Annotated in this window: 20 protein-coding genes; 9 read left to right on the top strand and 11 right to left on the bottom strand. The window is 60.4% G+C overall.

What is annotated here, in order from left to right; translation table 11 throughout:
* Positions 1-111 precede the first annotated feature (111 nt).
* Entirely contained in the window at positions 112-234 is a 123-nt protein-coding gene (locus tag J3D60_RS31295) for a PA1414 family protein (RefSeq protein ID WP_003193089.1), read from the bottom strand.
* A gap of 143 nt (positions 235-377) precedes the next feature.
* On the bottom strand, positions 378-1,271 hold the full coding sequence (locus tag J3D60_RS13090) for a LysR family transcriptional regulator (RefSeq protein WP_253491672.1): 894 nt from the start codon (positions 1,269-1,271) through the stop codon (positions 378-380).
* Between the two features lie 103 nt (positions 1,272-1,374).
* Between J3D60_RS13090 and J3D60_RS13095 the strand changes: the two genes are divergently transcribed.
* Positions 1,375-2,583: an MFS transporter gene (locus J3D60_RS13095; protein WP_253491673.1), complete on the top strand. Its 1,209-nt coding sequence runs from the start codon at positions 1,375-1,377 to the stop codon at positions 2,581-2,583.
* Here the strand turns inward: J3D60_RS13095 and J3D60_RS13100 are convergent.
* The 3 genes from J3D60_RS13100 to J3D60_RS13110 form a co-directional block, all read right to left on the bottom strand.
* Positions 2,495-3,937: an NCS1 family nucleobase:cation symporter-1 gene (locus J3D60_RS13100; protein WP_253491674.1), complete on the bottom strand. Its 1,443-nt coding sequence runs from the start codon at positions 3,935-3,937 to the stop codon at positions 2,495-2,497. The genes J3D60_RS13095 and J3D60_RS13100 overlap by 89 nt on opposite strands.
* A gap of 197 nt (positions 3,938-4,134) precedes the next feature.
* On the bottom strand, positions 4,135-4,533 hold the full coding sequence (locus tag J3D60_RS13105) for a DUF2177 family protein (protein ID WP_253491675.1): 399 nt from the start codon (positions 4,531-4,533) through the stop codon (positions 4,135-4,137).
* Between the two features lie 113 nt (positions 4,534-4,646).
* Entirely contained in the window at positions 4,647-5,483 is an 837-nt protein-coding gene (locus tag J3D60_RS13110) for a S1 RNA-binding domain-containing protein (RefSeq protein ID WP_253491676.1), read from the bottom strand.
* 322 nt (positions 5,484-5,805) lie between these two features.
* Here J3D60_RS13110 and J3D60_RS13115 point away from each other — a divergent pair, with 322 nt between their 5' ends.
* The 3 genes from J3D60_RS13115 to J3D60_RS13125 all read left to right on the top strand — a co-directional run bounded on the left by J3D60_RS13115 (position 5,806) and on the right by J3D60_RS13125 (position 7,847).
* A complete protein-coding gene (locus tag J3D60_RS13115; RefSeq protein WP_003193095.1) occupies positions 5,806-5,985 on the top strand; it encodes a hypothetical protein in 180 nt (59 codons plus the stop codon).
* Positions 5,986-6,191: 206 nt separating this feature from the next.
* Positions 6,192-6,914, top strand: coding sequence for a TorF family putative porin (locus J3D60_RS13120; RefSeq protein ID WP_027603777.1), 723 nt, complete (start codon positions 6,192-6,194; stop codon positions 6,912-6,914).
* A gap of 66 nt (positions 6,915-6,980) precedes the next feature.
* The gene (locus tag J3D60_RS13125; protein WP_253491678.1) at positions 6,981-7,847 is read left to right on the top strand and encodes a DUF6279 family lipoprotein; all 867 of its coding nucleotides are present in this window, start codon (positions 6,981-6,983) and stop codon (positions 7,845-7,847) included.
* Between the two features lie 105 nt (positions 7,848-7,952).
* On the opposite strand, the gene J3D60_RS13130 is transcribed toward J3D60_RS13125, so the two are convergent.
* From J3D60_RS13130 to J3D60_RS13150, 5 genes are all read right to left on the bottom strand, one after another.
* A complete protein-coding gene (locus J3D60_RS13130) occupies positions 7,953-8,303 on the bottom strand; it encodes a hypothetical protein (protein ID WP_253491680.1) in 351 nt (116 codons plus the stop codon).
* Positions 8,300-8,686 (bottom strand): copper homeostasis periplasmic binding protein CopC, encoded by a 387-nt coding sequence (gene copC, locus J3D60_RS13135; protein WP_065940615.1) that lies wholly within the window; start codon positions 8,684-8,686, stop codon positions 8,300-8,302. Before copC ends, J3D60_RS13130 begins: the two co-directional genes overlap by 4 nt.
* 50 nt (positions 8,687-8,736) lie before the next feature.
* Positions 8,737-9,561, bottom strand: coding sequence for a copper resistance protein B (locus tag J3D60_RS13140; protein ID WP_092355284.1), 825 nt, complete (start codon positions 9,559-9,561; stop codon positions 8,737-8,739).
* A gap of 10 nt (positions 9,562-9,571) precedes the next feature.
* A complete protein-coding gene (locus J3D60_RS13145; protein WP_253491682.1) occupies positions 9,572-11,287 on the bottom strand; it encodes a copper resistance system multicopper oxidase in 1,716 nt (571 codons plus the stop codon).
* Between the two features lie 130 nt (positions 11,288-11,417).
* Positions 11,418-11,807 carry a hypothetical protein gene (locus J3D60_RS13150; protein WP_017134854.1) on the bottom strand — a complete coding sequence of 130 codons (390 nt, stop codon included), beginning with the start codon at positions 11,805-11,807 and terminating at the stop codon, positions 11,418-11,420.
* 154 nt (positions 11,808-11,961) lie between these two features.
* Between J3D60_RS13150 and J3D60_RS13155 the strand changes: the two genes are divergently transcribed.
* On the top strand, positions 11,962-12,237 hold the full coding sequence (locus tag J3D60_RS13155) for a hypothetical protein (RefSeq protein WP_065940618.1): 276 nt from the start codon (positions 11,962-11,964) through the stop codon (positions 12,235-12,237).
* A gap of 49 nt (positions 12,238-12,286) precedes the next feature.
* Here the strand turns inward: J3D60_RS13155 and J3D60_RS13160 are convergent, their stop codons facing one another.
* Positions 12,287-13,633: a DEAD/DEAH box helicase gene (locus J3D60_RS13160; RefSeq protein WP_027603770.1), complete on the bottom strand. Its 1,347-nt coding sequence runs from the start codon at positions 13,631-13,633 to the stop codon at positions 12,287-12,289.
* Between the two features lie 193 nt (positions 13,634-13,826).
* Between J3D60_RS13160 and J3D60_RS13165 the strand changes: the two genes are divergently transcribed.
* The 4 genes from J3D60_RS13165 to J3D60_RS13180 all read left to right on the top strand — a co-directional run bounded on the left by J3D60_RS13165 (position 13,827) and on the right by J3D60_RS13180 (position 18,279).
* Positions 13,827-15,113 carry a mechanosensitive ion channel family protein gene (locus J3D60_RS13165; protein WP_253491683.1) on the top strand — a complete coding sequence of 429 codons (1,287 nt, stop codon included), beginning with the start codon at positions 13,827-13,829 and terminating at the stop codon, positions 15,111-15,113.
* Positions 15,114-15,382: 269 nt separating this feature from the next.
* Positions 15,383-16,762 carry an iron-containing redox enzyme family protein gene (locus tag J3D60_RS13170; RefSeq protein ID WP_065940620.1) on the top strand — a complete coding sequence of 460 codons (1,380 nt, stop codon included), beginning with the start codon at positions 15,383-15,385 and terminating at the stop codon, positions 16,760-16,762.
* Between the two features lie 12 nt (positions 16,763-16,774).
* A complete protein-coding gene (locus tag J3D60_RS13175) occupies positions 16,775-17,089 on the top strand; it encodes a Rieske 2Fe-2S domain-containing protein (protein WP_141155737.1) in 315 nt (104 codons plus the stop codon).
* A gap of 8 nt (positions 17,090-17,097) precedes the next feature.
* Positions 17,098-18,279 (top strand): MFS transporter, encoded by a 1,182-nt coding sequence (locus J3D60_RS13180; protein ID WP_141155738.1) that lies wholly within the window; start codon positions 17,098-17,100, stop codon positions 18,277-18,279.

The raw sequence follows: 18,279 nt of genomic DNA on the forward strand, positions 1-18,279 counted from the left end.
TATATGGACGCTGCGACGTGGGATGTCACGCCCGCTGGTTTTGCCTGGCGCAAAATAAACGGTGGGAGCGGGCTTACTCGCCCCCACCTTTAATCCTGCTTCAGCCAGAGATTATCTGCGACGTGGACGACGCTGCTCGTCATCGGTACGAATCGGCACCGGTTGCAGGGGCGGCTCGATCAAGCCCAATGCAACGCCAAGGTCGTGGAGCCAGTTCTGGATTTTCTCTTTCATGGTTTGCCCCCTTTGAGGGAAATGCTGGTCGGCGCAAGTTCTGTCGCCTTTTCCTACATTGATAGTAGCCCTAAGTCCTACGTATTGCTTGAATGAAACCACAACGAACTGTTACTGAATTGATGCAAATCCTGACGGATCGCTCAAGCAATCGCACGTGCGTCTTGCAGGACCTCGGCCCTGCCCTCTTGCTGCAGGTCGATCCATGCGTTGAGGTTAGCGCCGAGCATACCCTTTCGCCACATCAGCCAGGTCGTAGCAGTGGCAAATTGCCCTGTCGGCGGATGAACGGACACGCTGTCCTTGCCCGGCAGGCTGTCGAGCATGGATTCGGACATCAGCGCCACCCCTGAACCGGCGATGACACAGGCGAGCATGCCTTGATAAGACTCGATCTCAATCGCCCGCCCCATGGCGACGTGCTCGTGGGAAAACCAGGTTTCCAGGCGCGTGCGGTAGGCGCAACTGCGGCGAAAAGTGAACACCGAACGGCCGGCAACATCCTGCGGCCCGCGCACCGGTGGGTGGTCGGCTTCGCATATCAGCACCAGGCGTTCTTCGCACAGGGCGACGCCGTCCAGGGAGGCAATCGTGATGGGCCCGTCCACAAATGCGGCGTCCAGGCGACCGGTGATCAACCCTTCGAGCAGTTCACCGCTGGGCGCCGACAACACCTGAAGGTTCACCATCGGATAGGCCTTGTGATAGCACGCCAGCAGCTTCGGCAAATGCACTGCCGCCGTGCTGTACATGCTGCCCAGCACAAAATTGCCGGCCGGTTGCCCGCCTTGCACGGCGCCATGGGCTTCATCATGCAGCGCCAGCAGACGGGTGCTGTAGTCCAGCAACACCTTGCCCGCCGGAGAAAGCTGCAAGCGCTGGCGTTCGCGCACGAACAATTCCACGCCAAGCTGTTCTTCCATCTGCTTGAGCCGGGTCGACAAGTTCGACGGCACTCGATGCAGGCGCTCGGCAGCACGGGTAATGGAGCCCTCTTCCGCCACCGCCTGGAAGATGCGCAATTGACTGAACTCCATGCCTTTCTCCAAAACTGAACAAGTTACTCACTATTATTCATTTTTACAGAAAGTCAATCCACTCTAGCCTGACGGTATTCGCTTACCGGCAGGACACCCGACCATGTCACCCCTTACCCGCTTACTCGCCAGCTTTATCGCCCTGATGATGGCCATGGGCATTGGCCGCTTCGCCCTTACCCCGCAAATGCCCCACTTGCTCAGTGAAGGCCAGATCGACCTGACCGGCGCCGGACTGATCGCAGCGGCCAATTACCTGGGCTACTTCGTGGGCGCGGTGGATTCGATTTTTGCGCGCAGCCATCACCATGTGCGGGGTCGCCTGTATGGCGGGCTCTGGTTGTGCGTGTTGCTGACCCTGGCGTCGTACTGGGCCCAGGGTTTTTGGCCCCACGCGCTGCTACGCTTCGGTACCGGCGTTGCAAGTGCCTGGGCATTGGTGATGATCACCAGCCTGAGCCAGCCGCTGGCGATTGCCGCCGGGCGTGCACGCCTCGGCGCCCTGGTGTTCGCCGGGCCGGGGCTGGGGATTGTGTTGACCGGGTTGCTGGCGCTGGGCTCCAACCTGTTGGGCCAGAGCTCAGCAACCTTGTGGCTGATCTATGCGGTAGTGGCGCTGGTGATGCTGCTGGCAATCTTGCCCTTCCTGCCACAGCCGTCCGCCATCACTGCGCCTGTTGCAAGCCACGCCGACACGGCCAGCAACGGCAGCATTACCCACCTGTGCTGGATCTACGTGTTGTTCGGCCTGGGCTACATCATTCCGGCGACCTTCCTGTCACAGATGGCCAGCGCGCAATTCAACGGCGCCTGGCAGGCTGATCTGTTCTGGCCCTGCTTTGGTTTGGCCGCGGCGATTGGGGTAGTGGTCACAAGCCTGCGTCCAAAGGACCCGGACACCACCCGCCGCTGGCTGATGACCACATTGTGGCTTCAGGCGGCCGGGGTATTCGCCTGCCTGCTGGGGAACGGTTGGGGCCTGGCGCTGGGGGTGTTGCTGTGCGGCGGGCCCTTCCTGGCCTGCATGCAGTTGGTGATGGCGCGCCTGCGGGACGTTGCGCCCCACGGCTATCAGCGCAGCACCGGGCTGCTGACCGCCAGCTTTGCCATCGGCCAATTGAGCGGGCCGTTGCTGGCGTCGGTGAGCAGTCACCTGAGCGGTGGCCTGCAACCGGCGCTGGTGATTGCCGGTGCAGGCCTGTCAGTGGCGGGAGGGGTGTTGGTCAGCCGGCGACCAACGGTGCCGGCGCACGAACCTGCTCACGCCGCGCCAACACCAGGAAAAACAGCCCACCCAGGAAGCAGCCGGTGAACCAGGCAAAGTTAGCCATGCCCTGCAACGCCGGCGTGAAGGTGATCGTGACACCCGCCAGTGTCGCAGGCACCAGCGCCTTGACCGCCGTCCAGTTCACACCGCCGTCGAAGTAATAGCGCCCGCTCGGGCTGTCATCGAACAGCGCGTCCACGTCGATCTTCTGCTTTTTGATCAGGTAGAAGTCCACCAGCAGAATCCCGAACAGCGGGCCGATAAAGGCCGCGAGGATATCCAGGGTGTAGTGGATCATCAGCGGGTTATTGAACAGGTTCCACGGGGTGATGAAGATCGACGCCACCGCAGCGATCATGCCCCCGGCGCGCCAGCTGATCTTGCTCGGCGCGACGTTGGCGAAGTCGAACGCCGGGGACACGAAGTTGGCAACGATGTTGATGCCGATGGTGGCAGTCACAAATGCAAAAGCGCCCAGCAGCACCGCCATGCTGTTATCAATGCGCGAGACGGTAGCGATCGGGTCATGGAGCATTTCGCCAAACACCGGCAAGGTGCCCGAGACGATCACCACGGTCACCAGGGAAAACGCCAGGAAGTTCACCGGCAGGCCCCAGAAGTTGCCGCGCCGCACGTCCTGCATGCTGCGGCAGTAACGGCTGAAATCACCGAAATTCAGGGTTGGCCCGGAAAAATACGACACCACCAGCGCCGTCGCCACGATCACCTGGCCGAACGCCTGCCAGCCCGACAGGGATTTTTCCGCCAGGGTAAAGCTGATATTCGCCCACCCTGCCTTCCACACGATCCAGCCGGCCAGGGCAAACATCACCGCATAGACCACCGGCCCCGCCCAATCGATAAAGCGGCGGATGGACTCCATGCCGGCCCAGAACACGGCCGCCTGCAACACCCATAAACTGAGGAAACCAAACCAGCCCAGGTAAGACAGGCCGGCAAAATGCGGCTCTGCAAACACCGCCATCTGTGGGAAAAAGCGCAATACCACAATGATCAGGGCACTCGACGCCAAGTAGGTCTGAATCCCGTACCAGGCCACCGCAATCAAGCCGCGAATCACGGCGGGAATGTTCGCGCCGAACACACCAAACGCCAGCCGACAGATCACGGGATAGGGCACGGCGGCCTGCTGGCTGGGCTTGGCCACCAGGTTGGCAATCAATTGCACAATGCAAATGCCTGCCAACAAGGCAATCAACACCTGCCAACTGGCCAGCCCCAGGGCAAACAGACTGGCGGCGAACACATAGCCGCCCACGCTGTGCACGTCACTCATCCAGAAGGCAAAGATGTTGTACCAGGTCCACTTTTGCGGCAGCGGCCCCAGGTCCTGGTTGTACAGGCGGGGGCTGTAGCCTTTGGGCAATTGTTCGGTCATCGCGGGCTCCTCGTCATACCGGCCTGCGCTTCCGTCACGGGGTGCATACGGGAGGCGGCATGGTTTGTATACGAGACAGTCAGCAGAATACGTGCCAATAGCACACAATCCCTCTGAAACCGCGTTCCAAAGGGCTACACAGAGCTTTAGTAACGGGGACTGCGCTCAGCAACGGTGCAGATTAATCCTGTACACAATCACCGGTGCACCCGATGTGCACACAAGTACCCGACCGTGCAGCAGGCCGCTGTGAGGAAGGTGCCCCAGGCCATGTCCATCACCGCCAACCCGCCGGACCAGCCTTGCAGCGTGGCCCAGTTGCTCAGGTCATAGGTGCCGTAGGCCACCAGGCCCAGCAATCCACCCAGTCGCGCCGCGCGCTGCCAACTGGCACTGGGCAAGACCACGAACACCACGCAACCGAGGACATACAGGAGATAGAACAGCGCGGCGGGCAACAGGCGAGGCTGATCGAGCATCAGCGGGCCCAGCAGGGATTTGTAGGTCGGGCCCATGAGGACGCCGAGCCAGAGGCCGTCGAGGATCAGGAAGGCAAGCAAGGTGCCGAGGTAGGCGAAGACAGACTTCTTGGACATTGATGCAGCCTCTGTAGGAGCGAGCGTGCTCGCGAAAATATTCCAGGCGCATCACGGTGTCGGATGGACCTTTTTCGCGAGCACGCTCGCTCCTACAGGAGAGCAAACTGCACTCAGCTTAGTTCAATGCGATCCGCGTGAATCACGATCTGGCCCTGCTTGTAGAGCGCACCAATGGCCTTCTTGAAGTTCCCCTTGCTCACGCCAAACAAGTTGCTGATCACCGCCGGGTCGCTCTTGTCGCTGACCGGCAAACTGCCGTTGTTTTCACGCAACTTGGCGAGGATCTTCGAGTTGAGGCTGGACGCCGCTTCCTGGCCGACCGGTTGCAGGCTCAGGCTGATGTTGCCATCGGCGCGGATCTCTTTGATAAAGCCTTTTTCTTCCTTGCCCGGGCGCAGGAACTTGAACACTTCGTTCTTGTGGATCAGGCCCCAGTGCTTGTTGTTGATGATCGCCTTGAAGCCCATGTCGGTGGCCTCGGCGACCAGCAGGTCGACTTCCTGGCCCACGACGTAGCTGGCCGGCGTCTTGTCCAGGTAGCGGTCGAGGCGTGCGGTCGCGGTAATACGCTTGGTGTGTTTGTCGAGGTAAACATGCACCACGCAGTATTCACCGGCGGTCAGCTGACGTTTCTCCTCCGAATACGGCAGCAACAGATCCTTTGGCAACCCCCAGTCGAGGAACACGCCAATACTGTTGACTTCCACGACTTTCAAACTGGCAAATTCGCCGACTTGAACTTTCGGTTTTTCGGTAGTGGCGATAAGTTTGTCATCGCTGTCCAGATAAATGAAAACGTTAAGCCAGTCTTCATCTTCACTGGGAATATCTTTTGGGATATACCGATTAGGCAAGAGGATTTCGCCATCTTGCGCACCATCGAGGTACAAACCAAAGTTAGTGTGTTTAACCACTTGCAAGCTGTTGTAGCGCCCGACTAAAGCCATTTCCAATACCCTCATTGCGTGGGCGGCATTCTACCCGAGTTGCCCTCGCCGCGCGCGCGCGCCTGAAAAATCGCGGGTTTGCCTGGCGTTCCAGTGGCACCGCCCCGCTCGTCCGATCATTCGGCTGAATTTTGCCACGCCGCCGGTGCCGGCTCAGCCCGTGGTTTCGAGTTAAAACAGTAAGTTAGGGGCTAATATCAAAAATAAACTTTGGCTGTTCTCAGCTGCCGCGCTTATTCCCGGGGGATATTTACCAAGCAATTGTCAAGTATTTCCTGTACGATGCCTGGCCAAGTTAATTTTCTACAGGTTAGTGGCCGCCATGCGTGTAAAAGCATCCAACAGCAAAGCAAAGCCAGCTCCCGCCGTTGAAACCAGCGAATCGATCAACAGCCAGATTGCTGCTTTCCTCAAGTCCGGTGGCGAAATCCAGCAAATTGCCAAGGGCGTGAGCGGCCAGACTTTCGGCCCGTCCAAGCAGATCAGCCTGGGTAAAAAGTAATACCGCGCAGCACATCTGGTCCCTAAGCGTCTTGCCTTCAAGGCGCTAGGACTAGAGCCCGAAATACCCTCTCGCGTCACCTTCAGAACGTGCAAATCGACGAACGGGCCTCACCTCCTGGCATTCGCCGGTATGCTTGCACACGTCTAGCACGGGCATCTGCCCTATTTTTCCGTTACTGCTCCTCGCTTTTCATGGAGTGAAGCATGCTTAAACGCTGCATTTTCGTGGCCAGTATCCTGGCGGCCAGCCCTCTCGCCGAAGCGCAGATTTTCCAGCGTGAACTGGGCGACTTCGACCTGAAATTGGGCACCACCCCCAGCCGCAGCATGGCCCAGGGCCTGGTCAAGCCGACCTCGCCGGGCAGCGACTCGTTCCATGGCGGGCTGGACCTGAGCCATGACAGCGGCCTGTACTTCGGCCAGTTTTCGCCGAACATGGGCCTGTCCTCGGCCAGCACCCTCGAAGTCGACTCCTACATGGGGTTCAAACACCCCTTCGACCAGACCCTGGGCTACGAAGTCGGCCTGATCCACTACAGCTACCCTAAGCTCAGCCCTCTCGACAGCCAGGAGTTCTACGGCGGTCTGAATCTACTCGGCAATCGTTTCGGCGCCTCCTTCAGCAACGACCCGGACCGCCAGGACAGCACGCTGTTCGCCGACCTCGGCGGTACCCAGCCCTTCGGCATCGGCGTCAGCATGAAGTACACCACCCATCAGCTGGGCACGCCGGCTTCGGTAGAGGGCGGCACCATCAGCAGCTTCAGCGACTGGTCGGTACAGTTCTCCCGCGCCTGGAAAGGCATCGACCTGGACCTGATCTACAGCGACTCCAGCCTCAGCGGCGGCGATTGCTCGGCCTACTCCGGACACAATTCGCAATGCGATGGCCTGTTGACCCTGAAGGCGGTGCGGTCGTTTTATTGATGGGCTGAACTGTCGCGTGCGCCGCGGGTTCACATGCATTGACTCCCTCTGCGCAAGGACACGCCCATGTTGCATCGGCTCAAACTGCTGGTGGTATTCCTGACCCTGAGCCTGGTGCTCGCCGGCTGCAACCGCGTGGGCCTGGCCTACCGTAACCTGGACGTGATCATCCCCTGGACCCTCAACGACTACCTGGACATGAACGCCGGGCAGAAGAGCTGGTTCAACGACAAGCTCAAGGACCACCTGGCCTGGCACTGCACCACCCAATTGCCGGGTTACCTCGACTGGCTCGACCGCCTGCAAGCAATGGTCGAGAACAATCAGGTCACCGATGCAGCGCTGCAAACCCGCACGGTTGAGGCCAAGCAGGCGATTGCCGAGGTGGCGCGGGAAATCACCCCGTCGGCGATTGAATTGTTACAAGGGCTGGATGACCAGCAGGTCAACGACATGAACGATGCCCTGGCCAAGGACTTGCGCAAACGCCAGGACGAATACCTCAAGCTGCCGCTGGCCAAGCAGATCCAGGACCGCGCCGAGCGTATGAACAAGCGTCTGGATGCGTGGATGGGGCCACTGAGCGATAGCCAGAAGAACCGGGTAATGGCGTGGTCCATCAGCCTGGGCGAGCAGAACGAGCAGTGGATCGGCAACCGAGCCCACTGGCAGGCACAATTCATCGACGCCGTGCAGCAACGCCACAGCGCCGATTTCCCGCAGAAAATCCAGCAACTGCTGGTGGACCGCGAAAGCCTGTGGACACCGGAGTATCGCGCGGCGTATGCCCAGACCGAAGCCGCCGCGCGCAGCCTGATCATCGACGTCATGGCCGACAGCAGCGTGCCGCAACGGCTGAAACTCACCCAGAAAATCGACAAGGTCCGCAGTGACTTCCAGGCGCTCAAATGCCTGAAAAGCGCGCAGTCCTAATTGGGCGCCAGGGTGCCCAACCAGGCCACCAGCGCGAGGATCAGCGCCCCGCCCCCCATCTCCAGCACCATGCTGCGCCGTAGCGCAGCCATGGCAGCGACATAATCACCGGCCGCCACGGACCGTTGCAGAAGCGGCGTCAGGTGGAAACACCACCAGCGCCGCCATCCGTAGCCACCACGTCAAGCCCAGGTCGGTCTGCCAAAGCATCATGTGCAGATGCGGCCACAGCGTCTGCCAATCCGTCGCGCCACTCATGGCCTGGGTCAGCGCCAACAGCGACGCTATCGACAGCACTATCCCGACGCCAGCCGTCAGCCGCAGCAGGCCCCTCAAATTCAGCAGCACGCGCTCCGGCGCCTTGAGCCCGTAAAGACCAAAGAGCCCCAGGCCAAACAACAGCATCAGGTCAAGATAGAGCGCGAAACGCAGTGTGACTTGGGTCAGTTCGCTCATGGCTGGACGCTGAACACCACGTTACCGGTAATCGGGTGAGTGTCGGATGACACTGCGCGCCAATCGACCCGGTAGGTGCCGGTAGCCAGTGCAGAGGCCGGCTTGATCAGCATCACCCTGGGGTCGGTGCTCGCCGCGACACTGGCCTTGATGGGCATCGGCGAATTGGGCATGCCGGGCATATCGGTCATGGTCAGTCTGGCCCCGGAAAACTGCGTCAGCAGGTTCTCCGAAAAGCGCAGTTCAATGACGGCCGGCGCGGCACCTTGGGCCCCGGCTGGAGGGAGGGACGACAACAGTTTCGGATGGGCCGAGGCCGGCAGGCTGATCATCAATCCGGCCCACAGCGCTCCCCCCGTTAACGCGGTTTTCAACATCGACATGCAAGGCTCCAGGCCGCTTAAGGCGGCGAGTTATAGGAATAAGAAACCGGTTAAAACCAAAGGCGCACACCGACCACCCAGCGCAGCTGGCTGATGTCTTCGTCTTCATCGCGAGCGTACTGCGCCGTCCGCCCATAGCTGCGGTTCCAACTCACCCCCACGTAAGGCGCCAACTCCCGGCGCACCTCATAGCGCAAGCGCAGCCCCAGCTCGCTTTCCGACAGGCCTGCGCCCACCCGGCGCTGCGGATCGTTCTGTGCATAAAAATTGAGTTCGGCCGTCGGCTGAAGGATCAGGCGGTTGGTCAGCAGGATGTCGTAGTCACCTTCCAGGCGTGCCGCGGTGTGGCCCGACTCGCCCACAAACAGCGTCGCCTCGGCCTCGAAGTTGTAGAGCGCCATGCCCTGCAGGCCGAATGCGGCCCAGGTCTGGCTGTCCCCGGGCTTGAAGTCCTGGCGCACGCCGCCAACCAGGTCCCACCAAGGGCTGATGGCGTGCCCCCACAACGCCTGGGCTTCGGCGCTGTCAGTGCGACCGGCGCTGCGCTCGCCTTCGCTGCGCAGCCACAGGCGGTCGATGTCACCACCGACCCAACCCTTGATGTCCCAGTTCAGCGCACCACCGCCACCGCCGCCTTGCCATTCCAGCTGGTTGACCAGCAGCATCGAGTTGATGCCGCTGTCATGCACCACATGCCCACCCGGCGCGTTATACACAGCGGCGCGATCCGCGTCGGTGAGCAGCGGGATCGGCGTACGGCTTTCGGTCAGCGCCGGAACCGCCGGGCTCATGCCTTGAAACTCCTCGGCCTGCACCGGCGAGCCGAATGCCCACCCGGCCAGCGCGATACACACCGATAAAACTCGACGGTTCATGTTCGCGTCCTCATTCATGCACGCGCACTTCACGGAACATGCCCATTTCCATGTGGTACAGCAGGTGGCAGTGATAGGCCCAACGGCCCAGGGCATCGGCGGTCACCCGGTAACTGCGGCGCGAGCCCGGCGGCATGTCGATGGTGTGCTTGCGGACCTGGAACTGGCCGTTTTCATCCTCCAGGTCGCTCCACAGGCCGTGCAGGTGAATCGGGTGGCTCATCATCGTGTCGTTGACCAGCACCAGCCGGACGCGCTCGCCATAAGTCAGCTGCAAGGGCTCGGCATCGGAGAACTTCACGCCATTGAATGACCAGGCGAACTTCTCCATATGCCCGGTGAGGTGCAATTCAAGGGTGCGCGCGGGGTCGCGGCCATCGGGGTCCTCAAAGGTGCTGTGCAGGTCGGCGTAGGTCAGCACTCGCCGACCGTTATTGCGCAGGCCGATACCGGGATCGTCGAGCTTGGGCACCGGGCTCATCGCCTGCATGTCCACCAAAGGATTGTTCTGCTCGCTGGCCGGGTGGCTCTGCATCGACATCGCGCCCATCGCGCTGTGATCCATGCCCGCCATATCCGGCATGTCCGCCATGGCGCCGTGATCCATCCCACCCATGCCCATGTCGTCCATGGTGAGCCAGGGGCGCGGCTCAAGTGCCGGTACGGGTGCCGTCGCCCCCGCCTGGCGGGCAAGCGTGCCACGGGCATAACCCGTGCGGTCCATGGACTGGGCAAACAGCGTGTAGGCCGCTGCCGTGGGCTCCACCAGCACATCGAAGGTTTCGGCGACCGCAATGCGGAACTCATCGACGCTGACCGGCTTGACCGGCTGGCCATCGGCAGCGATGACGGTCATCTTCAGTCCCGGAATGCGCACATCGAAATAGGTCATCGCGGAACCGTTGATAAAGCGCAGGCGTATTCTCTCCCCCGCCTTAAACACTCCGGTCCAGTTGAGGCCGGGGGGCTGGCCGTTGAGCAGGTAGGTGTAGGTCTGGCCGCTGACGTCCGCGAGGTCGGTAGGGTTCATCTTCATCTGCGCCCACATCAGCCGGTCAGAGACGGTGGCCGACCAGCCCTGTTTGCCCACATCCCGTGCGAAATCGCCCACGGTGGGCTTATGCCGGTTGTAGTAATCGGACTGCTTCTTGAGGGTCTTCATCAGGGCGACGGGGTCTTCGTCGGTCCAGTCCGAGAGCATCACCACGTAGTCGCGCTGGCAGGTGAAGGGCTCGGGCTCCAACGGCTCGATGACCAGCGGGCCGTACACCCCCTGCTGTTCCTGGAACCCGGAATGGCTGTGGTACCAGTAAGTGCCATGCTGTCTGACCTTGAACTGATAGACAAACACACCACCCGGCTCGATGCCTTTGAAACTCAGGCCAGGCACGCCGTCCATGATCGACGGCAACAAGATGCCGTGCCAGTGGATCGACGTCGGCTCGCGAAGGCGGTTGTGCACGCGCAGGGTCACTGTGTCGCCCTCACGCCATCGCAGCAACGGGCCGGGCAGGCTGCCATTGATGGTCAACGCGGTGCGCTGTTGACCCGTGAGATTGACCGGCGTCTGCTCGATAAACAGAGCGAATTCGCTGCCCGCCAGCACCGTGGGCTCGCCCGCACTTGTCAGCGCCCATACCGGCGTGCGCCATAGCCCGAGCCCGCCGAGCAGGCCGCCGGCGGCCAGGCCTTTGACGAAGGTTCGTCTGGAGGTAGTAGAGTGCATGCCGATTCAAGTCCGTCAGTTGAATGGCAGCAGATTAGGGGGCGCCGGCTGTCAGCAACCTTAGCGGCAGATTACCGATCCGACAGTTTCGGCATGCCCGGCACCGCCTGGGTGCCGGGGCATGGAGGGGTCAGGCAATCTGTGCCTTGGACGCCACCTCAGCGAAGGTCGCCGGGTCCAACGCATCGGCCTGCTCATCCAGCACCTGGCGCGGATGATCGTTACCCGGGATGGAGCTGTCGATCAGCGCCAACAGCTGCGCGCCCAGGGCGGTCAGAATGAAATTCTCACCGTTGCCGCCTTCTTCTTCAGGCCGCGACTCGATAAACCCACGCTTGAACAACAGCGCTTCATAGTCCGCGGCGGTCTTTTTCAGCGCATCCAGATTACCGGTGGACTCACCCGCCGTGGCCTTCTCGGCCGCTTCCTGCTCGGCGTATTTGCGCGGGGCAAAGCTGCCCTCGCCGTTCTGCACTTCATGCAGCAGACGTTCGATCAGATCCCAGTTGTAAGTCGTCATCCTGATTCCTCCTGCAGGCCTAAGGAAAGTAGCCCGTCTGTAGGAGTGACCCTGTGGGTCTGTGGCCGTTCAGACCAACCGACGGGCGTCATTTCTCTGAACTTTCCAGACGTTCGCCCCCTCAACTGAGCATCACCGCCAAGGAGGTCCGACCATGAAAACCCTGATGAACCTGGCCATCGCCGCCACGTTGCTCACCGCCCTGCCCGCTTGGGCCTGCACCCCGGAAGAGGCCACGGCCAAGCGCGAGCAACTGGCCCAGGAAGTGGCCAAACTCACCGAACAGAACCCGACCAAGGCCAAGGAGATGAACGACGAGCTGCAGAAGATGGACCTGGATACTGAAAGCGCGGAGTTCCCCGACAAGTGCCAGTTGATCGACGCCCGCCTCAAGGAATTGAAAGAAGCGGCGGCCAAGGCGAAAAACTGAGGCTATAAAAAAACCGGACAACGTCCGGTTTTTTCACATCCCCCACGCCTTACTCGGCAGCGGGTGCTTCTGGCTTGCGACGCTTGAGCGGCGCCATGCCATCTTTGCTGACCAGCGACAGGTTGTCGGTCTTCGGCCGGTTGGCGATCTTGCGCTTGGTCGGCGACTTGGCACCGGCCTTTTTCTTCTCGCCCTTGGCGTCGGTCTTTTTCTTCTTCACGCCAACGGCCTTGCCCGACGCCTTGACCTTCTTCGGCCCGGTGTAGGTACCTTTGACTTCCTTGATGGTGCGGCGCTCGAACGACTGCTTGAGGTAGCGCTCGATGCTCGACATCAGGTTCCAGTCGCCGTGGCAGATCAGCGAGATCGCCAGGCCATCGTTGCCCGCACGCCCGGTACGGCCGATACGGTGCACGTATTCGTCGCCGCTGCGGGGCATGTCGAAGTTGATGACCATGTCCAGGCCGTCCACGTCCAGGCCGCGCGCGGCGACGTCGGTGGCAACCAGGATCTTCACGCCGCCGGCCTTGAGGCGGTCGATCGCCAGTTTGCGGTCCTTCTGGTCTTTCTCGCCGTGCAGCACGAACGCCTTGTAGTCCTGGGCCACCAGGCGGCCGTAGATGCGGTCGGCCGCAGCACGGGTGTTGGTGAACACGATGGCCTTCTGATAGGTCTCGTTGGCCAGCAACCAGTTGAGGATCTGTTCTTTGTGCACGTTGTGGTCAGCGGTGACGATCTGCTGGCGCGTGGTGGCGTTCAGGTCGCTGACGTTGTTGACCTGCAGGTGCTCAGGGTTGTTCAGGACCTTGGCGACCATCTCGCGCAGGGTCGAACCACCAGTGGTGGCGGAGAACAGCATGGTCTGCTGGCGGTTCACGCATTCAGCCACCAGGCGCTGCACGTCGTCGGCAAAGCCCATGTCGAGCATGCGGTCCGCTTCGTCGAGCACCAGCACCTCGACTTCCTTGAGGTCAAGGTTGCCCGCATTGAGTTGCTCGATCATGCGGCCCGGCGTGCCGATCAGAATGTCCGGCACCTTGCGCAGCATGGCGGCCTGGACCTTGAAGTCTTCGCCACCGGTGATCAGGCCGGACTTGATGAAGGTGAACTGCGAGAAGCGCTCCACCTCCTTCAAGGTCTGCTGGGCCAGTTCGCGGGTCGGCAGCAGGATCAGGGTCTTGATGCTGACGCGGACCTTGGCCGGGCCGATCAGGCGGTTAAGAATCGGCAGCACGAAAGCGGCGGTCTTGCCACTCCCGGTTTGAGCCGTCACCCGCAGGTCACGCCCTTCGAGCGCGAGCGGGATGGCCGCTGCCTGCACAGGCGTAGGCTCGACAAATTTAAGCTCGGCCACGGCTTTGAGCAGGCGTTCGTGCAGGGCGAATTGGGAAAACACGGGTGCTACCTCGAAGAAATACAAAAAATCAGCTGCATAGGGTACCGGTTTCGGGCGTCCAAACCGAGTGTCTTTACGCGAACGGCGCTAATCAGTTGCTTTTTTGTCAGAGCATTTGTCCACGGCATCAACTTTGTTGCACTTAAATGCTCTAATCGCGCCGTCTTGTCTTACAGAAGAATCGGTTTCATCCATGGATATCAAACAGCTCTGGCTCAACGTCCAAGACCTCTGGGGCACCCTCGACGAACACCCGCTGCTGCATGCCAGCCTCGGTTGCCTGGTGTTGCTGGTGGTGGCCCTGCTGCTCGGACGGGTGGCGCGTTACCTCATCCTCCACGCCGTCAAATTGCTTGGCCGGCAACCGGCGCTGCACTGGCTCAACGACCTGCGGCACAACAAAGTCTTCCACCGCCTGGCGCAGATGACGCCGTCGCTGGTGATCCAGTTCGGCCTGTACCTGGTGCCGGACCTGAGCAAGACCGCCATCCTGTTTATCGGCAATGTGGCGCTGGCCCTGACCATCCTGTTCCTGATGCTGGCCATGAGCGCCCTGCTCAACGCCCTGCTGGACATCTATGCGCGCACCGAACACGCGCGTACCCGCTCGATCAAGGGCTACGTGCAGTTGGCGAAGATGGTGCTGTACGTGTTTGGCGCGATCATCATCGTCGCGACCCTGATTGACCGTTCGCCACTCTTGCTGCTGTCAGGCCTGGGTGCGATGTCGGCGGTGATCCTGCTGGTCTACAAGGACACGCTGTTGTCGTTCGTCGCCAGCGTGCAATTGACCAGCAACGACATGCTGCGCGTCGGCGACTGGATCGAAATGCCCCAGGTCGGCGCCGACGGCGATGTGGTGGACATCACCCTGCACACGGTCAAGGTGCAGAACTTCGACAAGACCATCGTCTCCATCCCGACCTGGCGCCTGATGTCCGAATCGTTCAAGAACTGGCGCGGCATGCAGGCCTCGGGTGGGCGACGCATCAAGCGCAGCCTGTTTATCGATGCCAGCGGCGTGCGTTTTTTGCGCGACGATGAAGAAGTGCGCATGACCCAGGTGCACCTGCTCACCGACTACATCGGGCGCAAGCAGGCCGAACTCAAGGCCTGGAACGAAGCCCAGGGCCACAGCGCGCAACTGTCGGCGAACCGCCGGCGCATGACCAACCTCGGCACCTTCCGCGCGTATGCCCTGGCCTACCTCAAAAGCCATCCGGACATCCAGCCGAACATGACCTGCATGGTGCGCCAGATGCAAACCACCGCCGAGGGCGTGCCGCTGGAGATCTACTGCTTCACCCGCACCACCGCGTGGGCCGATTACGAGCGGATCCAGGGGGATATTTTCGACTACCTGCTGGCCGTGTTGCCGGAGTTCGGATTGAATCTTTACCAGCAACCCAGCGGCACCGACTTGCGCACCGGGATACTGGCCCTGGCAGACACTGCCCGAACCTTGGAAACCCCGGCGTAGTGACAACGATAGCGACGAGGGGCTGGCAAGCGCCTCGTCGCTATATAGAACGATGGGTGCAAGCGTATTCATCTAAACGCGACCGATAAAAGCCGGCATCTATGTATAGCCGCTGCTGCCGTTTATTCAACGGCCCCACCCCATAAAGAAAATTTCTCCTACGCCTTTAGTGAATTTCACTACTTGCGCGCACTATTTCTAATCTGTTTTAAAAAAAACCAACGCCTTAGCATCTGGTAATCAAACAACGCCAGCAAAAGGCCACCCTCATGTTATGGACAACTCAGCTTTCCGATAATGCAGCAGACTTTGTATTAAGTTCGAATGCCGAAGCATTGACCCACTATTGTGGTGCTGGCGCCTTTGCTCAACCCCACGACTTTTATACCCAAAACCCCTACCAGCGCCCTTCGCGGCCGCAGGACGTAACCGATTCAATCATCACCACTTGCCTGACCAGCGACCAGCTTTCAAACAGCCAGCATCTATTGGCACAGCGGTTGTTATTGAATATCTACGAACAAGACCTGGTCTTCTTGCCCAAGCCGCCATTGGAACTCGACTTCAAGGCGTTCAAGCGTTTCTATGATCCGCAGCACGCAGCCAGTGGCAAAAAGATCCGCCCGTTGCTGGAACACTACTTGTACAACTGGCTCAAGGAAGAAGTGCATATCAACGGCCCTTGGTGCCTGGACTCTTTTATCGCCCACACTGATAAAGTCTTGGATGACGTCGCCCAGTCCGAGTCCAAACTCCATGAAGTGCTGACCACCAGCCGCCACCCCGAGCGAGCCGCCAGGTTTTTCATGACGCAATGTGCGGGAGACTTCCTCAGTGAAGCATCGGCCATGGCCCGCAACGTACTGGGTAACAGCGGCGTGTACACCAGCGAATTGTTCAAGATCCTGATCGACGAGTATGGCTACGGCGTAGACAAAAAGAAGCACAGCACCATTTTTGAAGACATGCTCCAGGACATGGGCATGTCCCATCACGTGCACCACTACTGGCAGTTCTATACGCCGGCATCGCTGTCGCTTACCAACTACTTCCACTATGTATCGGCCAACCATGGCGAGCTGTTCCGCTATATCGGCGCCATGTACTACACCGAAGCCACGTTGGCGCTGACCACCAAGCACCAGTCACGCGCGATCAAGACCATCTTCAACGGCAGCGTCTCCACGGACTATTTCGATGAGCATGCCCACATCGATGTGCACCACGGAAGAATGGCCCTCCAGCGCCTGATCATTCCCATGATCAAGCAGTTCGGCACCAAGATCATCCCCGACCTTATTCGCGGCTTTGAAGAGTTCAGGCTGCTTCAGGACATCGCCGACGAAGAGTTGTATGCCCATATCAACTGGCATGACGCGTTCGAAGAGCATCGCGCGCAGGCAGCGGCGCTCCAGGGCCAAAAACCCGTGGACCTGAGGATTACCGAGACCGAACACGAGCTGTCGGTGCTGCATACCCACCCGAATGACGAACTGTTCTGGGTCGAATCAGGCGAGCTGGAGTTCGTCGCCAGCCCCGAACTGACGGTGCACCTCAAGGCCGGCGAAGGCGTGGTGATTCCCAAGGGAATGCTGCACGGCACCCGCATCACCAGCCCGTCCTGCACGTACACCGTCACCGCCATCTGAGTGGGCAACCCAATGAAAGCCATCAGCCTGAATATCACCCACGCCAACTATGTGGCCGTGGAGGAAAGAACCTATTTTCTCAAGCGTCACGCCTATTCGACGCAATTGCTGCCCACCTCGTGCCCCCATCGCGGCGGCCCGCTGCACATGGGCGAAGTGACAGGTGACGGCCAAAGCGTGATCTGCCCCTGGCACGACAACGCCTACAAGGTCTGCAACCTGGAAAAGAAAGCACTGCCCACGGTGCGCGTAAGGAACCAGATCACCACCGTCGTCGGCGACACCGAGCGCTGTGTGCCGCTGCTTAAAATCTCCCGTTACGACTGATGAAGCCCATGAATACTAAATCGACATTGACCGCGTTCTATTCAATCGTGACCCTGTTCACCGGCCTCGACATGGCGATTGTCATCGCGATGGTCTGGTTCGGCCTGGAGACCACCGGTTCGACATTCCTGGTCGGCGCCACCTTGTGCGTGGCCACCGTGGTGCCCTATTTGTGCGAACAGTACATCGGCAAGTTCTTTACCATTGAACTCAGCCTGAAACGCCTGCTGTACATTCGCCTGGCGGCCTTCGCCGCAGTACTGGGGCTGTCGTTTACCCAGGCCGCCTTGCTGCCGATCGGCTTCCTGGCCATCGCGTTCGTGGTGGGCGTCACCGACTACTTCACCATCAGCACGCTGGAATCGAAAAATACCAAGCTGGTGCTGGCCGGCCTCACCGACAGCGATACCTGCGCGCGGTTGATGCAAACCTCCATCCAGATCGGTGCCTTCGGCGGTGCGCTGCTGGGCGGATTGATCGTGGATGTGTTCTCGGTCAACCAGACGCTGCAGATCATCAGCCTGGCGGCGATCCTCTCGCTCGCGGCGATCCTCCTGGTGGCCGACACCCCCAACGAACACACCGGCGAACAGGCCACAGGGCCCTCCACTGCGCGGCCGCTGGACCTGCCGCGCAACCTCTACATCCTGATCATCGTGTTGAGCATGATCGGTTTCCATATCGGCGCGTTCAACAGCCTGGTGCCCATCGTTTTTCAAAAGCTCAATGAATGGAATGCCACCCTGTTCGGCGTCGCCAGTGGCCTGGCCGGCCTGGGCGCCTTCAGCGCCGCGGTGTTGCCGCGCATCAAGCTCAACAGCTACGGGGCCATCTCGCTGGTGATACTGGCGGACGTTGCAATCGTCTACTTCCAGAACCTCTACGTGATGATGGCTGCAGCCTTCCTGCTGGGTTTTTGCATCAACAGCCTGCGGATCCAGTTGCGTAAAACCCTGATCGAGTCGGCGCCCAACGCCCGGGTAGCCGATGTGATCGCGGCCAAGAGCTCACTCTACTACCTGCTGGTCAGTGGCTCGGCACCGATGATCCTGACGTTCTTCACCACCTCGGGATTTCTCGGACTCGAAGGCGCCCGCCTGTTGATGATCGTCTCCGCCGGCCTGTTGGCCACCGCCGTACTGGCGTGGAACCTGACCCCGGCCGCCGCGCCCACCGCCACCACGGAATAA

The organism is Pseudomonas sp. S3E17 (genome assembly GCF_024168685.1).
Lineage (GTDB): Bacteria > Pseudomonadota > Gammaproteobacteria > Pseudomonadales > Pseudomonadaceae > Aquipseudomonas > Aquipseudomonas marginalis.